18 protein-coding genes are annotated in these 18,100 nt (G+C 65.1%); 10 read left to right on the forward strand and 8 right to left on the reverse strand.

All coding sequences use genetic code 11. The features are described 5' to 3' along the window. Positions 1-2: 2 nt before the first annotated feature. Positions 3-1,484 carry an ArnT family glycosyltransferase gene (locus VMT40_RS17260; RefSeq protein ID WP_326359261.1) on the reverse strand — a complete coding sequence of 494 codons (1,482 nt, stop codon included), beginning with the start codon at positions 1,482-1,484 and terminating at the stop codon, positions 3-5. A gap of 128 nt (positions 1,485-1,612) precedes the next feature. After that, the gene (locus tag VMT40_RS17265) at positions 1,613-1,867 is read right to left on the reverse strand and encodes a hypothetical protein (protein WP_326306822.1); all 255 of its coding nucleotides are present in this window, start codon (positions 1,865-1,867) and stop codon (positions 1,613-1,615) included. A 233-nt stretch (positions 1,868-2,100) separates the two neighbouring features. Here VMT40_RS17265 and VMT40_RS17270 point away from each other — a divergent pair, with 233 nt between their 5' ends. Both VMT40_RS17270 and VMT40_RS17275 read left to right on the forward strand, forming a co-directional pair. Continuing rightward, on the forward strand, positions 2,101-3,489 hold the full coding sequence (locus VMT40_RS17270; protein ID WP_442789995.1) for an acyl-CoA dehydrogenase family protein: 1,389 nt from the start codon (positions 2,101-2,103) through the stop codon (positions 3,487-3,489). A 27-nt stretch (positions 3,490-3,516) separates the two neighbouring features. After that, positions 3,517-4,746: an acyl-CoA dehydrogenase family protein gene (locus VMT40_RS17275; RefSeq protein ID WP_326359263.1), complete on the forward strand. Its 1,230-nt coding sequence runs from the start codon at positions 3,517-3,519 to the stop codon at positions 4,744-4,746. A gap of 65 nt (positions 4,747-4,811) precedes the next feature. On the opposite strand, the gene VMT40_RS17280 is transcribed toward VMT40_RS17275, so the two are convergent. Continuing rightward, the gene (locus VMT40_RS17280) at positions 4,812-5,996 is read right to left on the reverse strand and encodes a hypothetical protein (protein WP_326359264.1); all 1,185 of its coding nucleotides are present in this window, start codon (positions 5,994-5,996) and stop codon (positions 4,812-4,814) included. 96 nt (positions 5,997-6,092) lie between these two features. Between VMT40_RS17280 and VMT40_RS17285 the strand changes: the two genes are divergently transcribed. Both VMT40_RS17285 and VMT40_RS17290 read left to right on the forward strand, forming a co-directional pair. Further along, positions 6,093-6,686 carry a YdcF family protein gene (locus VMT40_RS17285; protein ID WP_326359265.1) on the forward strand — a complete coding sequence of 198 codons (594 nt, stop codon included), beginning with the start codon at positions 6,093-6,095 and terminating at the stop codon, positions 6,684-6,686. 64 nt (positions 6,687-6,750) lie between these two features. Beyond that, positions 6,751-7,233 (forward strand): NUDIX hydrolase, encoded by a 483-nt coding sequence (locus VMT40_RS17290; RefSeq protein ID WP_326359266.1) that lies wholly within the window; start codon positions 6,751-6,753, stop codon positions 7,231-7,233. Between the two features lie 146 nt (positions 7,234-7,379). On the opposite strand, the gene VMT40_RS17295 is transcribed toward VMT40_RS17290, so the two are convergent. Then, positions 7,380-7,901 carry a hypothetical protein gene (locus VMT40_RS17295; protein ID WP_326359267.1) on the reverse strand — a complete coding sequence of 174 codons (522 nt, stop codon included), beginning with the start codon at positions 7,899-7,901 and terminating at the stop codon, positions 7,380-7,382. A gap of 748 nt (positions 7,902-8,649) precedes the next feature. Then, on the reverse strand, positions 8,650-9,159 hold the full coding sequence (locus VMT40_RS17300) for a hypothetical protein (RefSeq protein WP_326359268.1): 510 nt from the start codon (positions 9,157-9,159) through the stop codon (positions 8,650-8,652). A 97-nt stretch (positions 9,160-9,256) separates the two neighbouring features. Between VMT40_RS17300 and VMT40_RS17305 the strand changes: the two genes are divergently transcribed. The 3 genes from VMT40_RS17305 (at position 9,257) to VMT40_RS17315 (ending at position 11,488) form a co-directional block, all read left to right on the forward strand. After that, positions 9,257-9,748, forward strand: coding sequence for a winged helix-turn-helix transcriptional regulator (locus tag VMT40_RS17305; RefSeq protein WP_326359269.1), 492 nt, complete (start codon positions 9,257-9,259; stop codon positions 9,746-9,748). 72 nt (positions 9,749-9,820) lie between these two features. After that, the gene (locus tag VMT40_RS17310; protein ID WP_326359270.1) at positions 9,821-10,450 is read left to right on the forward strand and encodes a flavin reductase family protein; all 630 of its coding nucleotides are present in this window, start codon (positions 9,821-9,823) and stop codon (positions 10,448-10,450) included. Positions 10,451-10,684: 234 nt separating this feature from the next. Next, positions 10,685-11,488, forward strand: coding sequence for a serine hydrolase (locus tag VMT40_RS17315; RefSeq protein ID WP_326359271.1), 804 nt, complete (start codon positions 10,685-10,687; stop codon positions 11,486-11,488). 4 nt (positions 11,489-11,492) lie between these two features. Here the strand turns inward: VMT40_RS17315 and VMT40_RS17320 are convergent, their stop codons facing one another. The 3 genes from VMT40_RS17320 to VMT40_RS17330 all read right to left on the reverse strand — a co-directional run bounded on the left by VMT40_RS17320 (position 11,493) and on the right by VMT40_RS17330 (position 13,023). After that, positions 11,493-12,299 (reverse strand): SDR family oxidoreductase, encoded by an 807-nt coding sequence (locus VMT40_RS17320; RefSeq protein WP_326359272.1) that lies wholly within the window; start codon positions 12,297-12,299, stop codon positions 11,493-11,495. A gap of 92 nt (positions 12,300-12,391) precedes the next feature. After that, positions 12,392-12,766, reverse strand: a complete 375-nt coding sequence (locus tag VMT40_RS17325; RefSeq protein ID WP_326359273.1) for a PIN domain-containing protein — start codon at positions 12,764-12,766, stop codon at positions 12,392-12,394. Next, positions 12,763-13,023, reverse strand: coding sequence for a hypothetical protein (locus tag VMT40_RS17330; RefSeq protein WP_326359274.1), 261 nt, complete (start codon positions 13,021-13,023; stop codon positions 12,763-12,765). Before VMT40_RS17330 ends, VMT40_RS17325 begins: the two co-directional genes overlap by 4 nt. Before the next feature lie 242 nt (positions 13,024-13,265). Between VMT40_RS17330 and VMT40_RS17335 the strand changes: the two genes are divergently transcribed. From VMT40_RS17335 to VMT40_RS17345, 3 genes are all read left to right on the forward strand, one after another. Next, positions 13,266-14,102 carry an SDR family NAD(P)-dependent oxidoreductase gene (locus VMT40_RS17335; RefSeq protein ID WP_326359275.1) on the forward strand — a complete coding sequence of 279 codons (837 nt, stop codon included), beginning with the start codon at positions 13,266-13,268 and terminating at the stop codon, positions 14,100-14,102. A 357-nt stretch (positions 14,103-14,459) separates the two neighbouring features. After that, entirely contained in the window at positions 14,460-16,115 is a 1,656-nt protein-coding gene (locus VMT40_RS17340; protein WP_326359276.1) for an acyl-CoA synthetase, read from the forward strand. A gap of 254 nt (positions 16,116-16,369) precedes the next feature. Continuing rightward, positions 16,370-18,031 (forward strand): acyl-CoA synthetase, encoded by a 1,662-nt coding sequence (locus VMT40_RS17345; RefSeq protein WP_326359277.1) that lies wholly within the window; start codon positions 16,370-16,372, stop codon positions 18,029-18,031. Positions 18,032-18,100 lie beyond the last annotated feature (69 nt).

Raw genomic sequence — 18,100 nt, forward strand, 5'->3', positions numbered from 1 at the left:
TCTCAGCCGAGTCGTCGCATGGCGGGCCACATGTCGCGCCAGGGGTGGCGGGGTGTGCGGCACAGCGTGAGGGCGCGGCCCTGCTCGTTGTTGTGGATGTTCAGGCCATTGTCGATGCGGGCCAAGGGTTCCGGGTCGGCGCAGAAGCGGGCGACCTGGTCGGCTGGGATTCCGACGACGAGTGCCGCGTGGGTGTCGGCGGGTGGACCCCACCACCAGTAGGCGTTGTGCACGCTGTGGGGTGTCGGCAGGTCGTAGCGTGCGCCGTAATGCTCGATCGCGGCGGCCTCGCCGTAGTTGGCGGTGAGGATGTCGGCGTCGGGGGCGGAATGGGCACGGACGTCGGCGATTTGGGCTACGAAGTGTGGCCAGCCGACCGTCTCCCCGGCTTCCTTGTTGATGGCGAGGATCGGCGACGGGTTGCGCAGGACGGACATGGGAAGGGTCGGCAGGAAGACGACCGCCGAGAAGGCCGCGTTCAGGACTATGGCGAAAGATAGTGTCGCCAGGCGTATTCGGCGGGCCACCAGCCAGGGTTCGGCTCCAACGGCACCGGCCGCGAGCAAGAGCGGGTACATCTCGCCGAGGTAGTAGGCCTTGCCGACCATGATCAGGTAGGCCAGGAACAGGACCGCGTAGGTGAGCGCGAAGGCCCGATAGCGCTGCCACAGCCACCACAGGCCGAAGACCCACAAGGGGACCAGAAACACCCCGATCAGGCCGAATTGCAGGACTACGAACTGGATTCGGGTATTCGAGCTACCCGAAGACCCACCGGCGATCGCCCGGCTCAGCGTCCACTGCGGCCAGCCGTTGCGTGCCTGCCACAGCAGGTAGGGAGCACTGATCAGCGCCGCGATCACGAGGGCGAGCGGAAAATACTTGGTGGCGAAGATTTCTCGTGGCCCGACAGCCAGCAGCGAGAGTGCCAGCGCGGCAAGCGGTACCACGATCAGGGCCTTGTTCTGCACCCCGATTCCGGCCAGTACGCCGACCGCGAGCCACCAGCATGGATCGAAAGAGCTTCGAAGCAAACGCAGCACGACCAGGATGATCATCGACCAGATGGCCAGGTCGAGATCCGCGGTGCTGAGGGTGTGACCGGCTCCCGCCAGGAGCGCCGCCGAGGCAACCGATCCGGCCGCGACGGCTTGCGCCACCCGCCCGCCGCCGAGTTCACGGGCGTAGAGTCCGGCGCAGAGGACCACGACGGTCGCGGCCAGCGTCGCCGGAAGGCGCAGCAGCATGACGGAATTCGGGTCGATGGCCGACATCGCGCGGGCCAGCAGCGGCACCAGCGGCGGCTGATCGGGATATCCCCAGGCCAATCGGCGTCCCGCGGCAAGGAAGTAGAGCTCGTCGCGGTGGTAGCCGTATCGGCCGGAGACCGCGGTGAGCACGGCCGCGAAAATCCCCGCTATCCAGTAGATTTCGCCGCCCGCGCCACGTCTGGCCCGGGGAGCGTTGACCGGCCGCTGTTCCATCCTCCGCATCGTCGCATCTCCGGGGCGGCCGGGCCACCGGTTGTGCCGTGTACCCGGTGCGGGCTGCGGTCCCGCCACCGGGCGCGTCGCTACGCCCGCTCATGGGGCGTCGCCACGCGGTCGATCCGTCAGCCGAGCGGGACGCAGACCGAGCCGAGGTCCAGGAACGGTCCGCCGGTGGACGAGCCGACGCCGACCGAGCCCAGGCCGAGTTCGGTGCCGACGCCGCTGATGCAGCCGCCCGCGGCCGAGCCAGCGCCGATGCCGGATCCGGTGATGCCCACGTCGATCGGCTGCAGCTGCAGGGCGTCGGCACTGGCGTTGGGGGCGGCGAGGAAGAGACCGGCGGCAATCAGGCCCGCGGTTCCGAGCGCAATTTTCATATGTAGAACCTCCATCAGGAGCGAGTTATGCGCCGACACCCTAGCCCAGCCCGCCACCTTCTGAAGCAGGTTTGTTTCACTAGAACCGACGAGTACCGGTGGGTAAGTTCGAACCACCGCGCTGACCTGCCGATTCGACAACCCTCGACGACACTTCTTACTCTGAAGTAAGATAGTCTTACTCAGGAGTAAGATTGCTGGGCAGGATCACCCACCTCCTCGATAGAAAACTGGTGATTATGAGCACTCGAGACACCGCAACGAAGCGGGACACCTCCGCTGTTGGCCTGAACCCGGTCAAACGCGACTGGATGGGCGCGGCGATGCGGGTCATGACGACCATCACGGGATCCGAACTCGCCGAGAAGTACAAGCTGCGCAAGCCGATCGAGCGCCTCACCTACGAGGGCACCAAGACCGGTTTCCGCACGCTCGGTGCCGCGACCCGCGTCTTCGAAAAGGTCGCCGGTGGCGGCGCGCCGAAGCGGCTGCCCGCCAACGAGTCTCGCAAGAAGGACTACTTCGACCTCACCCCGACCGATGAGCAGCAGATGATCGTCGAGACGGTGCGCGAGTTCGCCGCCGAGATCCTGCGCCCGGCCGCCTACGAGGCCGACAATGCCGCCAAGGCCCCGCGCGATCTGCTCGAGCGCGCCGCCGAGCTCGGCATCACGCTGATCAATGTGCCCGAGGAGCTCGAGGGCGCGGCCTCCGAGCGCGGCGCGGTCACCAATTCGCTGGTGGCCGAGGCGCTCTCGCACGGTGACATGGGCCTGGCGCTGCCGATCCTGGCGCCCAGCGGTGTCGCGGTCGCGCTGTCACAGTGGGGCACCGACGCGCAGCAGAAGACCTACCTGGGCGCCTTCACGGGTGAGAACGTGCCGCAAGCGTCGGTCGTCATCTCCGAGCCGCAGGCGCTGTTCGATCCGTTCGCGTTGCAGACGAAGGCGACTCGCTCGCCCAGCGGGTACCGCCTCAATGGCGTGAAGACCCTGGTTCCGGCCGCGGGTGACGCCGAGCTGTTCATCGTGGCCGCCGAGCTGGATGGCCGCCCGACCTTCTTCATCGTCGAGTCGAACACCGAAGGTGTTGTGGTCGAGGCGGATCCGAGCATGGGCATGCGGGCCGCCGGTCTGGGCCGCCTGCTGCTGAACAATGTCGCGGTGCCCACCACCGCCCTGCTGGGTGACTCCGAGGGCGCTCAGCGCGCCGAGGAGTACGCCGATGCGGTGCGGCTGGCCCGCCTGGGCTGGGCCTCGCTGGCCGTCGGCACCGGTCAGGCCGTGCTGGACTACGTGATTCCGTATGTGAAGGAGCGCGAGGCGTTCGGTGAGCCGATCGCGCACCGCCAGGCGGTCGCGTTCATGGTCGCGAACATGGCGATCGAGCTGGACGGTCTTCGTCTCGTGACTCTGCGGGGTGCGTCACGCGCGGAGCAGGGACTGTCGTTCGCTCGCGAGGCCGCGCTGGCCAAGAAGCTGGCCACCGACAAGGGCATGCAGATCGGCCTCGACGGTGTGCAGCTGCTGGGTGGCCACGGCTTCACCAAGGAGCACCCGGTGGAGCGCTGGTACCGCGATCTACGCGGTGTCGGCGTCGCCGAAGGCATCGTCCTCATCTGACCCGACTTCTCAACGGAGAGACCACTCATGATCAATCTCGAACTCCCCAAGAAGCTGCGGGCCAGCGCCAACCAGGCCCACCAGGTCGCGCAGGAGATCTTCCGTCCCGTTTCGCGCAAGTACGACCTCGCCGAGCACGAGTACCCGGTCGAGCTGGACACCATGGCCGCCATGGTCGAGGGCCTGTCCGACTCGGGCACCGAGCAGATCTCCGGCGCCACCGGCGGCCGCTCCGCCGACGGCGAGAGCGACGCGCACGCCACCGAGCTGCTCGGAAACACCAACGGCGGCAATATGTCCGCATTGATGAACGCGCTCGAGACCTCGTGGGGCGACGTCGGCCTGATGCTGTCGATCCCCTACCAGGGTCTGGGCAATGCCGCCATCGCCGCGGTCGCCACCGACGAGCAGCTCAAGCGTTTCGGCAAGGTGTGGGCCGCCATGGCCATCACCGAGCCGTCGTTCGGCTCCGACTCGGCCGCGGTCACCGCCACCGCCACCCTCGACGGTGACGAGTGGGTCCTCAATGGCACCAAGATCTTCGTGACCGCCGGTTCCCGCGCCACCCACATCGTGGTGTGGGCCTCGGTGGATCGTTCGAAGGGCCGCGCCGCCATCAAGTCCTTCGTGGTCCCCCGGGATGCCAAGGGCCTGACCGTGTCCCGCCTCGAGCACAAGCTCGGCATCAAGGCCTCCGACACCGCCGAGATCCGCTTCGAGGACTGCCGCATCCCCAAGGACAACATCCTGGGTTCCCCGGAAGTCAACGTGGAGAAGGGTTTCGCGGGCGTCATGCAGACGTTCGACAACACCCGCCCCCTCGTCGCCGGTATGGCCGTCGGCGTCGGCCGCGCCGCGCTGGAGGAACTCCGCAAGGTCCTGACCGACGCGGGCATCGAGATCTCCTACGACAAGCCCGCCAACAACCAGCACGCCGCCGCCGCGGAATTCCTGCGCCTGGAAGCAGACTGGGAGTCGGCCTACCTCCTCTCCCTCCGCGCCGCCTGGATGGCCGACAACAAGAAGCCCAACTCCTTGGAAGCCTCCATGTCCAAGGCCAAGGCAGGCCGCATGGGCACCGACGTCACCCTCAAGGCCGTCGAACTAGCAGGCGCCACCGGCTACTCCCAGCGCACCCTCCTCGAAAAGTGGGGCCGCGACTCGAAGATCCTCGACATCTTCGAAGGCACCCAACAGATCCAGCAACTCATCGTCGCCCGCCGCGTCCTCGGACTGTCGAGTGACAAGCTGAAGTAGCAAGCAGCACAACGAACGCCGGTGTGGCCAGAAAGCTCTGGTCACACCGGGCTTTCACGGCCTACCTACTGCCAAGGCTGCCCGGGCAGCCAGGCTTCGGGGAGCCCGAGGAGAGCAGCAGCCGTGAGAGGCGCTGGTCTCTCGACCAACTGAGCCCCATTGACTTCGATCGAATCCCACGGAAGACCGATATCAGAGGGGAGCAAACGCAGTGGTGCAGGGTGGCGCCAAAGCGTGGTTTCAGCCTTGAGAACGTGCCAGGGCGTCAATTGATTTACCAGCAAGACGGCGGAGACATTATTGTGGTTCCACTCGGGAGCCATCCCGAAGTAGCCATCAGGCTGCCGGACAAAGCTGTCGAACACGAGATCGCCGTCGACAGACTCAGTCAATGCGATTGCCTCACGGCCATATAGGGCATTAGTGCTGTGCCACCGATCAGAATCAACGATGTAGGTGCCGACAGCGATGACAAACGGGGAACCGAGACCAGGGTAGGCGCTGTGCTTCTCAGAGAGCGCCGCTCGGATCGTCGGGGCATCATCAACCCAGGACGAGACGACGGGATACATTCCGATAGCACGGCCCGAAGCTCCGGCATGACGCGCATTCGAACTCTTAGGAATGACCGCGAAGGTTGCAGCCCAACCGTTGTCTTCCCAGCGCAATTCCGGTGAGTTCTCGAAATCGAACTCGTCATCTGGGTTCAAGCCAGCTAGCCAACTCTCCAGCCCTCGGCGAAGTCTGCTGGCACGTGGAGGGTTGGATCCTTCGTAAAGTTTGACAACACGCAGGAAGAAGTTTGGGCTTTCGACCCGATTCACAATGTCAAGCAGGTCCGCGCGCCGACGAGCGGCGCTCTTTGCCGCTTGGCTCGAACTGGGCGAGATCGCTTCGAGATAGAACCCGGAACCGTTGCGCTCACAGTAGAAATCGGGGTGTCGAGTAGTTCCTGGCACATCTGGGTGAACGGTAACCTGATACCCAGCCCGAAGAAGACATTCGTGGAGGTACAGCTCCAGGAATGCGCTTCGGAACTGGTCGTTTTCCCTTGATCGGAGGCGGCTTCGCAGGTCTCGATACTCCACCTCGTCGCTGATGCGCTCAGCCCACGCCTGCACAAGGCGTCGTGGATGCTCCCAGTAGGACCCGAGTACACGATTGAGGAAGGCAAAGGTTGACTCTCCCTGCCTACCCGGCGAAGAGTCGGTACGTTCGAAAACATCGAAAATCGGTTCCCTGGCGACCATTACGTCAGCAACCCTCGTCGATGCGTCATCGCGTACAGCCTACGTCCAGTCTGTAACCAAGCCAACGCGGGTGTGACTCGTAAGGAGAAGCCTCCGATGCCGACAACGAAGCTGCCTGCGGAGTACCGCTCCGCGGTCGAGATCCTTTGGGATTACAACCAACTACACCACGAGCCGCGCCCCGTCGATGTCGGCATCGGCCTCGGCGGCCACGACTTCGGAGTCGCCACCTACACAGCAGACCTCTACCACGCAGTGCATTTCCGCGAGCGAGCCATCGAACTCGGAGTGCCGACCGAAGCAATCCTGGTCGAACCCAACGCCACCAACACCGGCGACAACATCGACTTCACCCGCGCCCTATTGACGGAGCACGGCTACCTAGATTCGATCAAGTCGGTGATGCTAATCTCCCGCCCGTACCAGCAGCGCCGCAGCTACGCCATCTGCCGCAAACGCTGGCCCGAGGTAGATGTCATCTGCGGCTCGCTCCCCCTCGCCCTGGACGACTATGTCGAGAGCATTGGCGACGTCGACCGCGTGATCAAAATGCTCGTCGGTGATACTCAGCGGATCTGGGTCTACCCGACGAAAGGCTGGGCCATCGAGCAAGAAGTCCCCCGAATCGTCCAAGACGCCTACCGCCGCCTGGTCGACGCCGGATTCACGCGCCGCCTACTCCCCGAGTAGAAGGACCACGAATCCGCCCTCGTATAAGCGGCTACGACACTGTCAGGCCCAGTACCCTGCACCCATGGGCCGCCGTATCGATTACCACCGGGATCCGAACGCACCCACCGCCAATAGCGTCCGCCCGAGCGCCGGAGCTTTCGTCCGCCGCGGTGACGAAGTACTCCTGATCCGTCGCTCCGACAACGGCAACTGGTCGATGCCCGGAGGCGCACACGATCCCGGAGAATCCCTCAGCCGCACGGCAACCCGCGAGACCGCCGAGGAAACCGGAGTCAATATCCGACTGACCGGCCTAGTCGGAATCTTCACCGACCCAACACACGTCATCCACTACACAAGCAACGACGAAGTGCGGCAGGAATTCTCAATCATCTATCGCGCCGAGCCCATCGACGGCGAGCCAACAACCAGCAGCGAAAGCACATCCGTCAAATGGGTCCCCCTCGACCAGATTCCAACCCTCACCATGGACCCAAGCCAACGCAAACGCATCGCTTGGGCACTCAACAACACCGAGCCCCACATCGACCCCGAGCCTCACTGACCGCCGACTCGGTAGCGATCGACCTGAAATACCAGTTCGCGAAGATCACCCGCCGCGCCCGGAGCAATGGCGGCCTCGACGACAACGAACCGCCGTTCTGATCCGGCCCACAGACCAGGCCTGGCGGCACCGGGTCCGGTCTCGATTTAAGCCGTGCCTCCTCTACGCCGTGCCCGCTGCATTGCCTCAAGCACCACACCGATATCCGTACCCATCTCCCCGGGGCGCATGGACTTATGCTCCGGCAACAGCTGATGGTCGACAAGCGCCAACTGCACTTCGAAGGCATAGTCAACTGCGGCTTTGAGCTCGTCACTCAAAGCGCGGATCTCTTCAACGAGGGCATCCACGTCCGCGACTGAGACCTCGCGCTCTTTGGCTTCCTTGCGAAGCCTGCTGCGGGTCACATAAAAGACCAAAGGATCGGCGAGGTCTCGCCGCCGACAAGCAAACCCATCCTCATCTTCGTGATTGATGGACGTCGTGCTCCACTGCCCGTGCACGTAGAAGTTTCGCAGGCGGTTCTGGCCACTTGCCGTGCTGAGCGCGTCGCTAATCCGATCACCGTCGTACAGCTCGTACTTCGATGACCGCTTAAGCTCTCCCAGCAGCGCTTTGGCCTGACCGATCATCCATTCGACTGATTGCCCTTCGAAGACGATAGACACATCTTCGCTCTGCGCCAGCCAACACAGCAACGACCGAAGTTCAGTCTCGAAATCACCGCTGGTGAGAACAAGCCTGCCAAGGGCGGGGCACAGCGGGTCGAAGTTCGCCCCTCATCGGTCCATCTCATGCGCACAGGATGCCGCACCGATCACCCTGCGGCAGCTGGTTTTTCGCCAAGGCTTATACCCGCCCCTTCATAGGCCGATTGTCTCGCTCCAGGAGAGCGCCTCAAGGGCGCTTCGCGTCGGCTTCGCCGATAGGCTTCGCCCGCCGCATGCTCCGGCTGTCGAGTGACAAGCTGAAGTAAGTTCTGGCACAACGTAAAACCGGTGCGGACCTACCTGGTTCGCACCGGTTTCTCGTTTACGCACCATGCGTATCTGCCGCCAGCCTCTGGGCTGCTTCAGGGGTGGCAGTTGTAGCACAGGTAGTAGCCGTGGACCTTATCGAAAGTGCAAGTACGGCACTGCCACGAGCTCTTGATGTCCGATGTGTCCGTTGGGGCACTTGTGCTCGTTGGGGCGCTGGTCGTAGGCGTCGGTTCGGCGCTCGATGTCGAAGGGACCGTTACGCCGATCAGGCCGATAGCGGTAAATGCCAGGGCTGTCGTGAGACCTCGAGCGATGCTCAACTTGTTCATTCCTTCCGCTAGGCAGCACGGCCGGATTCGATCCAAATATCGTGACATCGACAATCGCTCGAATATCGCGGTGCCAAGTCGCGGCGGCGATTCTCCACCTGGATCGGCTAGGGAGGGGTGAGGCCGAGGGTGGAGTGTTCGGTGCGGCTGGTGGTTAGGCGTTGGGCTGCGAGGGCGGCGGCCTTGTCGGGGGTGTGGCCGCCGAGGTGGGTGAGGATTTGGTGGAGGGGGCTGATGGTGCCGTTGCTGCCCCAGTGGCCTTCGGGGATTTCGGTGGGGAAGACCCAGATTCGGCCTGGGTCTCGGGGCCAGGCTCCCGATTCGGCGTTGAGGATTGCCTCGGTGACTTCGCGGATGACGTCGGCGCGGGCCTGGGCGTCGAGTTGGCCTTCCGGGATGGAGGGGACCACTTTGTAGTAGGGGGCGGATGCGGCAACGCCGCCTACGTAGACGGTGGCGGGGCGGTGGAGGAAGGTCCAGGAGACGGAGCGGGTGGTGGGGTTGGTGGGGTTGAAACCTTCGTGGCGGATGAGGATTTCGGTGAGTTCGTTGATCAGGGCGGCTTCGCGGGCGGCGGGGAAGGTGCCTTCGGGGATGTAGACGTCCAGCATGGGCATGGGGGCCAGCCTTCTAGATTTCGTTTTTAAACTTAGGTGGGATCGACGCTACGACTGCTGGGTGGAGAATGTCAACCTAGGTCGGTAGGGTGAGGGTGTGGAGTTCGAGCGGCGGATTGATCCGGTGAACTGTTCGGTGGCGCGGGCGCTGTCGGTGGTGGGGGAACGGTGGTCGCTGTTGATCGTGCGGGAGGCGTTCGATGGGGCTAGTCGGTTCGCCGAGTTTCGCGATCGGCTTGGAATCGCGAGCAATCTGCTTTCCACTCGGCTCGAGAGTTTGGTGGAAGCCGGTGTGCTGCGGCGGATTCCGTATCAGGAGCCGGGGGCGCGGCAGCGGTACGAGTACCGGTTGACCGAACGAGGTATTGATTTGCGGCCCACTCTGGTTGCCCTGCTTGAGTGGGGAGACAAGTATCTGGCCGACCCGGAGGGGCCGTCGGTGATCATTCGCCACGAGTCCACCGACGGCTCGGAATGCGAGGAGCCGGTCCGCGTCGTCTTGGAATGTGGCGCGGGACATACGCATCTGTCCCCGTCGGAAGTCCATCGCACGCCTGGTCCGGGTGCGCGCTTCATCGTGGCGAAGTAGATCACCCGCACGGGGGACGCCGTGTCTGTTTTCCGCCAGCAGCCGATTGCCGGGCGCTACAGGGTGGAGGACATGCATCAAGTCGTTGATTTGAAGGTTCTCTACTTCGGGACTCCGGTTGTTTTGATCAGCACCCGCAATCCGGACGGGTCGGCGAATCTGGCTCCGATGTCGTCGGCGTGGTGGTTGGGCGATCAGTGCATGCTGGGCATGGGAACCTCGTCGCAAACCACGCGAAACCTGTTGCGAGAGCGCGAATGTGTGCTGAATTTGCCGTCTTCGGCGATGGTGGAGGCCGTTGATCGACTGGCGTTGTTGACCGGTTCGCGGGAGATGACTCCGCACCGGATCGAGAAGGGGTATCGATACGAGCCGGAAAAGTTCGGTGCGGCCGATCTCACGCCGGTGCCGTCCGATGTCGTTGGGGCGGTCAGGGTTGCGGAGTGCCCGATTCAACTCGAGTGCGAGCTGATCGACGCGCGGCCGTTCGACGAGGGCAATCGCGCCACCGCCCATACGGTTCGGGTGGTGCGGGCGCACGTCGAGGAGGAACTGATCGTCGGAGGTACGGATCATGTCGATTCCCTGGGCTGGGATCCGCTGATCATGAAGTTCTGTGAATTCTTCGGCGGCGGAGACCAACTCCAGCCGTCCCGGTTGGCGAAAGCCTGGCGGATTCCGCAGGCGACGCCCGCCCGCTGACGACCCTAGCTGGGAGTTCTCTGGATCCGGTTGCTGAAATGCGAGACACGCGGATAGGTTTCGGCGGTGCGTGGATTCAGTAGGCGGATGCTATTGGGGGGCAGTGTTATCGCGGCAGGGGGAATGCTGCGTGGGGGTGGGGTGGCTCGGGCGGGGGTGCCCGTCGTGGGACCGGCGTTCGATGTGCAGTATCGGGCTCGGACGAAGTTGGCTGGGGGGCGGTGGCATTCGCTGGTGAGCGATCTGGGGTCGGGCAAGCCGGTTCCGGTGGTGGAGGAGGATGCCGACTTCGTCATCGAGGGGGCCAGCGTGCAGAAGCTGGCGGTCATGACGGCGGTGATGAGCGAGGTCGACGCCGGGCGACTACGGATGTCGGATACCACCACCTTGGATGCCGAGATGGTCGCCGAGGGCAGTGGGCTGTATTTGAATCAGGCGGCGTTCGGGGATCAGCTCACGGTGGCGAACCTGCTGACCACCATGCTGCAGGTGTCGGACAACACGGCGGTGCGGTTGATGTCGCGGTTCGTATCGGGCGAACAGATCAACGACACGCTGGATCGGTTGGGGTTCAAGCAGACTCGGGTGGTGCCGATCGCCGGGGACAGCCGGTTCTATCTGGGGTATACGACGCCTCGGGAGAACAATGATCTGCTGTACCGGTTGGCCTCGGGGTCACTGCTGTCCAAGCAGTCGACCCAGGACGTGCTGCGGATCATGACGTGGTCGGCGGTGGGCTACACCGACGGGGTGCGGCGGAACATGTCGTCGGACGAGCGAGCCCGGTTCGCCACGAAACACGGTGCGTCCGAGGACAAGCGGCACGACACGGGGATCATGTTCGACGAGGCGGGCGCGCCGCTGGTGGTGTTCTCGTTCTTCGCCGATCAATCGCCGGACGCCGACAATTACGGGGCCACGAATCCCATTGTCGAGGCGCACGCGACATTGGGGCGCGCCCTGCTCGACACCTATACGCACCTGTCGCCGCTGCAATCGTTCATCGACCCCAAGAAGATTGCCTCGGGCGGGCACTGAAGCCCTACTCCACCAAAAGGTTTCGCATGGCGGTGAACACCTCGGACGCACCGCCCAGGGACCAGCCGCCATCGACGGGGATGATCGCGCCATTGACGTAGGAGGCCTGCGCCGAGGCCAGCCACAGGCAGCAGTCGGCGATCTCCTGGGCCGTGCCGTAACGACCCAGCGGCACGGATTTGGCTACCAGCTCGGCCAATTCGGGAGTGGGCGCCAAACGTGCCATGCCCTCGGTGTCCTCGATGGGGCCGGGCACGACCGCGTTGACGCGAATACCGGCCGGAGCCCACTCCAGCGCCGCGACCTTGGTGAGCATGTCCACCCCTGCCTTGGCCGAACAGGCGTGCGCCTGCAGGCTCATCGGCATACTGGCCTGCGGCGCTGAGATATTGATGACCGACGCACCCGGCGTGCGTAGGTGCTCGCGGGCCGCGCGTAGGACATTGAACGTCCCCTTCAGATCGATGTCCACCACCGCCGCGAACGCCCGCGGCGACATGGATTCCGCTGCGGCGGGGAAGTTCCCGGCCGCACCGGACACCAGCACATCGAGCTCACCCAACTCCTGACAGGTGGCGGCGATCCCCTGCGCGACCGCGTCATAATCGCGCACATCGGCGGCGAACCCCAACGCGGTCACCCCGCACTCCCCCAGCGAGTCCACGGCCGCACGCACCTTGTCCGGCGTCCGCGACAACACCGCCACCGACGCCCCCGCCCGCGCGAACGCCTGCGCCACAACGAGATTGATGCCACTGGTACCCCCGGCCACGAACACGGTACGCCCGGAGAAATCGAAGAGATCACTCATCATTCGATTCTGCGGCCGACGAGCGGGGCAGATGTCGGGATCGGCCGGTTCGATGCCACACCGGATGCCGCGCCTTCTCGCGCGGGACCCGGTCAGACCACGTGAAGCCTGAGGTGCGAATCCAGCGCGGTCAGATCATCGGGGTCGGAGGTGACCACCAAAGTCGCATGCAGCGAACGGGCGAGAACGACAACGTGCGCGTCGACCACATCGGCCGTGCCAGAGACGGCCAACAACGATCCAATCGCCAGCGCCTGCGCCTGGGTCAGGTCGGCGACCCGCACCGCGTCCGCCTTCAACAATCGCGACACCGCGTGCTGGCGGGGGCTGTTGCGCCAACACTGCGCCAATACGATTGCGGGAATGACGACTTCGAGCTTTCGAGCCAGCGCTTGCCGAACGATCGCAACGGCTCTGGCATTGTCCTTCTCGAGGCCGATCAGCCCGCCGGAGTCGAGCACGATCACGCAGCACCCCCGTAGGAATCTTCGGCAACCGCACGTTCGGCGGCATCCAGTGCCGCATCGGCGTCGGCGAGATCCGTCTCGGTCACTCCCGCCTGCGCGGATAGCTCGGCCAAAATCTGCTCAGCGGCCGCCCAATCCGGTTCACGCTGCGCGAGCGCGGCGAAGTAGGAGGACACAGAACCCGCCAGACCTGCGGCAACGGCGCGGTTGGCCTTTTCTGCGATCTCGTCGGGGATGCTGATCGTGATCTTTGCCATGCGACCATGATAGCCCAGGGTATGACCGAGTCATACCCTGGAGTTGACGTCTGGCGTTTCGCCAGCATCGAGCCACGCGCTTGACGACATGGTCGAGGGCTCCCCTAGCTGCGATGTAGCCCAATCACGATCTGCAGAAATCTATTTCGGCTGCGGTAGGCAAACGAACGGGTCTGTGGGCATGCTGGCCATGGACACTCGACCGGGCCGTAGCGAGTCCGGTCCAGAACGGAGGATCGACCATGAGTGCAGAGAACACCCGTCGTTGGCTGATCACCGGGGCCAACAGTGGGTTCGGCGCGGCCTTCACCAAGGCCGTGCTGGCGGCGGGCGAAGAGGTGATCGCCGCCGTACGACGACCCGAGAGTATGGCGGATGTGGTTGCGGCGCATCCGGATCGGGTTCAGGTCGTGGCTCTGGACGTGCGGGATCCGGCCGCGGCCGAGCGGGCGGTGAAGGAGGCCGGGCGGATCGACGTGCTGGTCAACAATGCGGGATATGGCATTGTCGGTGCGATCGAGGAGACCACGGAGGCCGATCTGCGCGACGCCATGGAGGTCATGTTCTTCGGGCCGTTGCGGCTGACGCGGTTGGTGTTGCCGCAGATGCGGGAGCGGCGCGCGGGCACCATCGTGCAGCTGACCAGCATGGGCGGGTTCATGTCCTTCGCGGGGGTGGGTGCTTACAGCGCGGCCAAGGGGGCGTTGGAGCTGGCCAGTGAAGCCCTTGCGGGCGAGGTGAATCCGCTGGGCATCCAGGTGCTGATCGTCGAGCCCGGTGCGTTCCGTACCGGGTTCGCCAAGCCCGCCGCCCTGACCATCGGCTCGTCCATCCCCGACTACGTCGACACCGTCGGCGTGATGCGCGACGGCCTGCCCGCCTCCGACCAGCAGCAGACCGGCGATCCGGACAAGGCCGCGGCCGCGGTGCTTGCCGTCGTCGGCCAGCCGAATGCGCCGCTGCGGTTGGCCCTGGGTGCGGACGCGGTCGATGCCATTCGCGGCAAGCTGGCCACCGTGGCCGCCGAGCTTGACGCCACGGCGCATCTGGGTCTGACGACGGATTTCGACGAGGCCTGACCCCGAAAACGCGAACAGCCCGCCGAACCCCCTCGGCGGGCTGTCGCGAGTGTCTGCCTACTTACGCGGCGAGAGCGGCACTTCCGCTGCTCATGGCGGCGACAATGTTGGCGAGCACGGCAAGCAGTTCCATGGGGACGTTCCTCATCACTTCGGGGGTTGGAAACTCGCAGCCTGGACGAGCCGGATGACATACGAGCGACGCCGAGGTTAACAGGGCCTGGGAATCTCTCGAATCGGGAGCAATGTCGTATCTGACCGAAATTCTGTAACCCGGCTCACACACCGCTGTTACGGTGGCGCTACCCGCCGTCGAGTCCGGGCGGTGGGTGGCTCGGGTACTCGGAGGTGGTCGGCGTGGCCTCGGTAGTGGAGAAGGCGCAGCAGCGCGTGGCGCACACCGCGGAGGCGGTGCGCGGACTGCGGCGGCTGCGGGAGCTGGGTCTGACCGATCCCCGCAGGCCGGTCGACACGGTGCGAACGGCGTTGGAGGGCAGGGTTTTCGGGCCACCGGCGACCGCGGTGCGACGGGCGGCGCGCATGTGGCCGGACCGGCCCGCGGTGGCCGACGAACGCGGGGAGCTCACCTATCGAGAGCTGGACGAGCAGTCCAACGCGGTGGCACGCGGATTGCAGCGGCTGGGCGTGAAGCCGGGAACCGTGGTCGGCGTGCTGTCCCGCGATCACCGCGGGCTGCTGCTCACCATGGTGGCGCTCGGCAAGCTCGGGGCCCGATTGGCGCTCATGAACACCGGTTTCGCCAAACCGCAGTTCGCGCAGGTCTGTGAGCGCGAGAACGTGAAGGCGGTGCTGCACGACAGCGAGTTCATCGGACTGCTCGACGCGCTGCCGCCGGAACTGACGCGCGTGCTCACCTGGGTCGACGAGGGCACCGAGATTCCCGCGGGCGCAACGACTCTGGATGCCCTGATCGCCGCCAATGCCAAGACCCCGCTGCCCGCGCCCAAGAAGCCCGGCGGATTCATCATCCTCACCAGCGGCACCACCGGCCTACCCAAGGGCGCGCCGCGCGAACGCACGGGGCCGCTGGCCACGGTCCAGATGGTGGATCGCATCGACTTCCCGCAGGGCGGGACCATGGTCATCGTCTCGCCGATCTTCCACTCCACCGGATTCGGAACCTGGCTCGCCGGAACGGCTTTCGGCAACAAGGTGGTGACCACGCGCCGCTTCGACCCCGAGGGCACACTGCGACTGATCGCCGAGCACCGCGCCGAGATGCTGGTGGCGGTGCCGACCATGCTGCATCGAATGGTGGAGCTGGACAAGACGATTCGCGACAAGTACGACACCTCCAGCCTGAAAGGCATTGTCATCGCCGGATCGGCGCTGTCCCCGGAGCTGTCGGTGCGCACCGCCGAGGTGTTCGGCCCGGTCCTCTACAACCTGTACGGGTCCACCGAATGCGCGGTCGCCACCGTGGCCCGGCCCGAGGACCTGGCCATTGCCCCCGGCACCGCCGGGCGGGCCCCGACCACCTGCGAGGTCGCGCTCTTCGACGACGACGGTCGACGCATTCGCGCCAAGAACGTGAAGGGCCGCATCTTCATTCGCTCCGGCTCCCCGCTCAAGGGCTACACCGACGGGCGGCACAAGGAGATCATCGACGGCTACATGTCCAGCGGCGACGTCGGCCACTTCGACGACCGCGGACTGCTGTTCGTCGACGGCCGCGACGACGACATGATCGTCTCCGGCGGCGAGAACGTCTACCCGCAGGAAGTCGAGAACCTGCTGCTGGAACGCAAGGACGTCTTCGACGCCGCCGTGGTCGGCGTGGACGACGTCGAATTCGGCAAACGCCTGCGCGCCTTCATCGTCCCCGAGCCGGGAGCCGAGATCACCCCGGACGACATCAAGTCCTACGTGAAGGCCAACCTGGCCCGCTTCAAGGTCCCCCGCGACGTCTTCTTCCTCGACGACCTCCCCCGCAACGCCACCGGCAAACTCCTCCGCCGCGTCCTCGTGGAGTACGAGCCCCCCGCCCAGTAGTTCCACCCACCACCGCCGCTCCCTTTCACTCTGCGCCCGCTCGATCTAGTCGAGCGGGCGCGAAGCCTCCGCGACACGGCGGCAATCGTGTCGTCCCCGCCACGAGCTGCGGGGTTTATTCGTTACTGCTGGTAACGGAGACCTCGGCCACACCGTGGCGGGCGGTGCTTGCTAGGGTTAGCACCGCACTGGATCTCGATGTTGCGGTCCGTCGGGCCGACTCGTCCGGCCCGGGATCGCGGAAGGTTGTACCCATGTCACTTGCCCTTCCATCGGCTGGCTCGGTTCTACGCAAGGCGGGTGATGCCGCGCTGAGCGTCAACGCCATGGTCCGAGGGGGACTGTTCAATCCGTTGCGGCCCGATATCGCGGCCAAGTCGGCGATCAGCATGCTGAAATTCGGGCCCTTCGCGGGCGCGGTCGTGCACGGCGCCAATACCAATCCCAAGGGTGCGGCCATTGTCGACGAGGGCGGTCAGCTGACCTTCGAGCAGCTCGATCAGATGTCGAACGCCTTCGCGCGCGGGCTGGCGGCGCAGGGGCTGGGCCCGGGCGATGTGGTCGGCGTGCTCTGCCGCGATCACCGGGGCATGGTGCTGAGCCTGGTCGCCGCGGGCAAGCTGGGTGTGCGCGCGGTGCTGATGAACACCGGTTTCGCCAAGCCGCAGTTCACCGATGTGGCGCAGCGCGAGAAGGTCAAGGCGGTGCTGCACGACAGCGAGTTCTTCGACCTGATGTCGGCCATCCCGGCGGAGATTCCGCGCATCCTGACCTGGGTGGACGAGAAGGACAATGCCGACCCGGCCATCCCGACCATCGAGTCGGTCTCGACGGGCCAGTCCACCGCGCCGCTGACCCCGCCGGAGAAGCCGGGCGGCATGGTCATCCTGACCTCCGGCACCACCGGCACCCCGAAGGGCGCGCCGCGCGACAAGGTCTCGCCGTTCATTACCGCGCAGTTCCTGGATCGAATCCCATTGCCGCGCAACAGCACCGTGGTGATGGCCGCCCCGATCTTCCACGCCACCGGCCTGTCGCAGTTCACGCTGTCGCTGGCACTGGGCAACCGGGTGGTGTTCCAGCAGCGGCGCTTCGATCCCGAGGGCACCCTCGCGAACATCCAGAAGTACCGGGCGCAGGGCCTGACCGTGGTGCCGACCATGCTGCAGCGCATCCTGGATCTGCCCGAGGAGACCCTCGCCAAGTACAACCCGGCCGAGACCCTGAAGGTCATCTTCGCCGCCGGTTCGGCCATCCCGCCGGACGTGGTCACCCGCACCCTCGACTACTTCGGCGACAGTCTCTACAACGTGTACGGCTCCACCGAGTGCGCGGTCATGACCGTGGCCACCCCGGCCGAACTGCGCAAGGCCCCGACCACCGCGGGCAAACCGCCGGTCGGCATTCGCATCTCGCTCTACGACGAGAACCGGCAGAGGATCACCGCGCCGAATGTGACCGGCACGATCTTCATCGAGAACGGGCACTCGTTCAAGCAGTACACCGACGGGCGCACCAAGGAATATGTCGACGGGCTCATGTCCTCCGGAGACGTCGGTCACTTCGACGCCGACGGACTGCTGTTCATCGACGGCCGCGACGACGACATGATCGTCTCCGGCGGCGAGAACGTCTTCCCGCAGGAGGTCGAGAACCTGCTGTCCAACCGTCCCGACATTCTCGAGGCGGCCGTGGTCGGCGTGGACGACCGCGATTTCGGAAAGCGGCTGCGCGCCATTGTGGTTCCGGGCCCGGATTCCAAGCGCGACGTGCAGGAAATCAAGGACTATGTGAAGGAGAATCTCGCGCGCTACAAGGTGCCGCGCGAGGTGATCTTCCTCGATGAGCTGCCGCGCAATGCCACCGGAAAGCTGCTGCGCAAGCCGCTGATCGAGATGGAAGTCACGGAGGACTAGGCAAAACCGTTCGCGCTCCGCCGGTTAACGGCGGGGTACGAATTCGCGGCGATGTTACCCGTGGTTATT

Origin of the sequence: Nocardia sp. CDC160 (genome assembly GCF_035818795.1) — a bacterium.
Lineage (GTDB): Bacteria > Actinomycetota > Actinomycetes > Mycobacteriales > Mycobacteriaceae > Nocardia.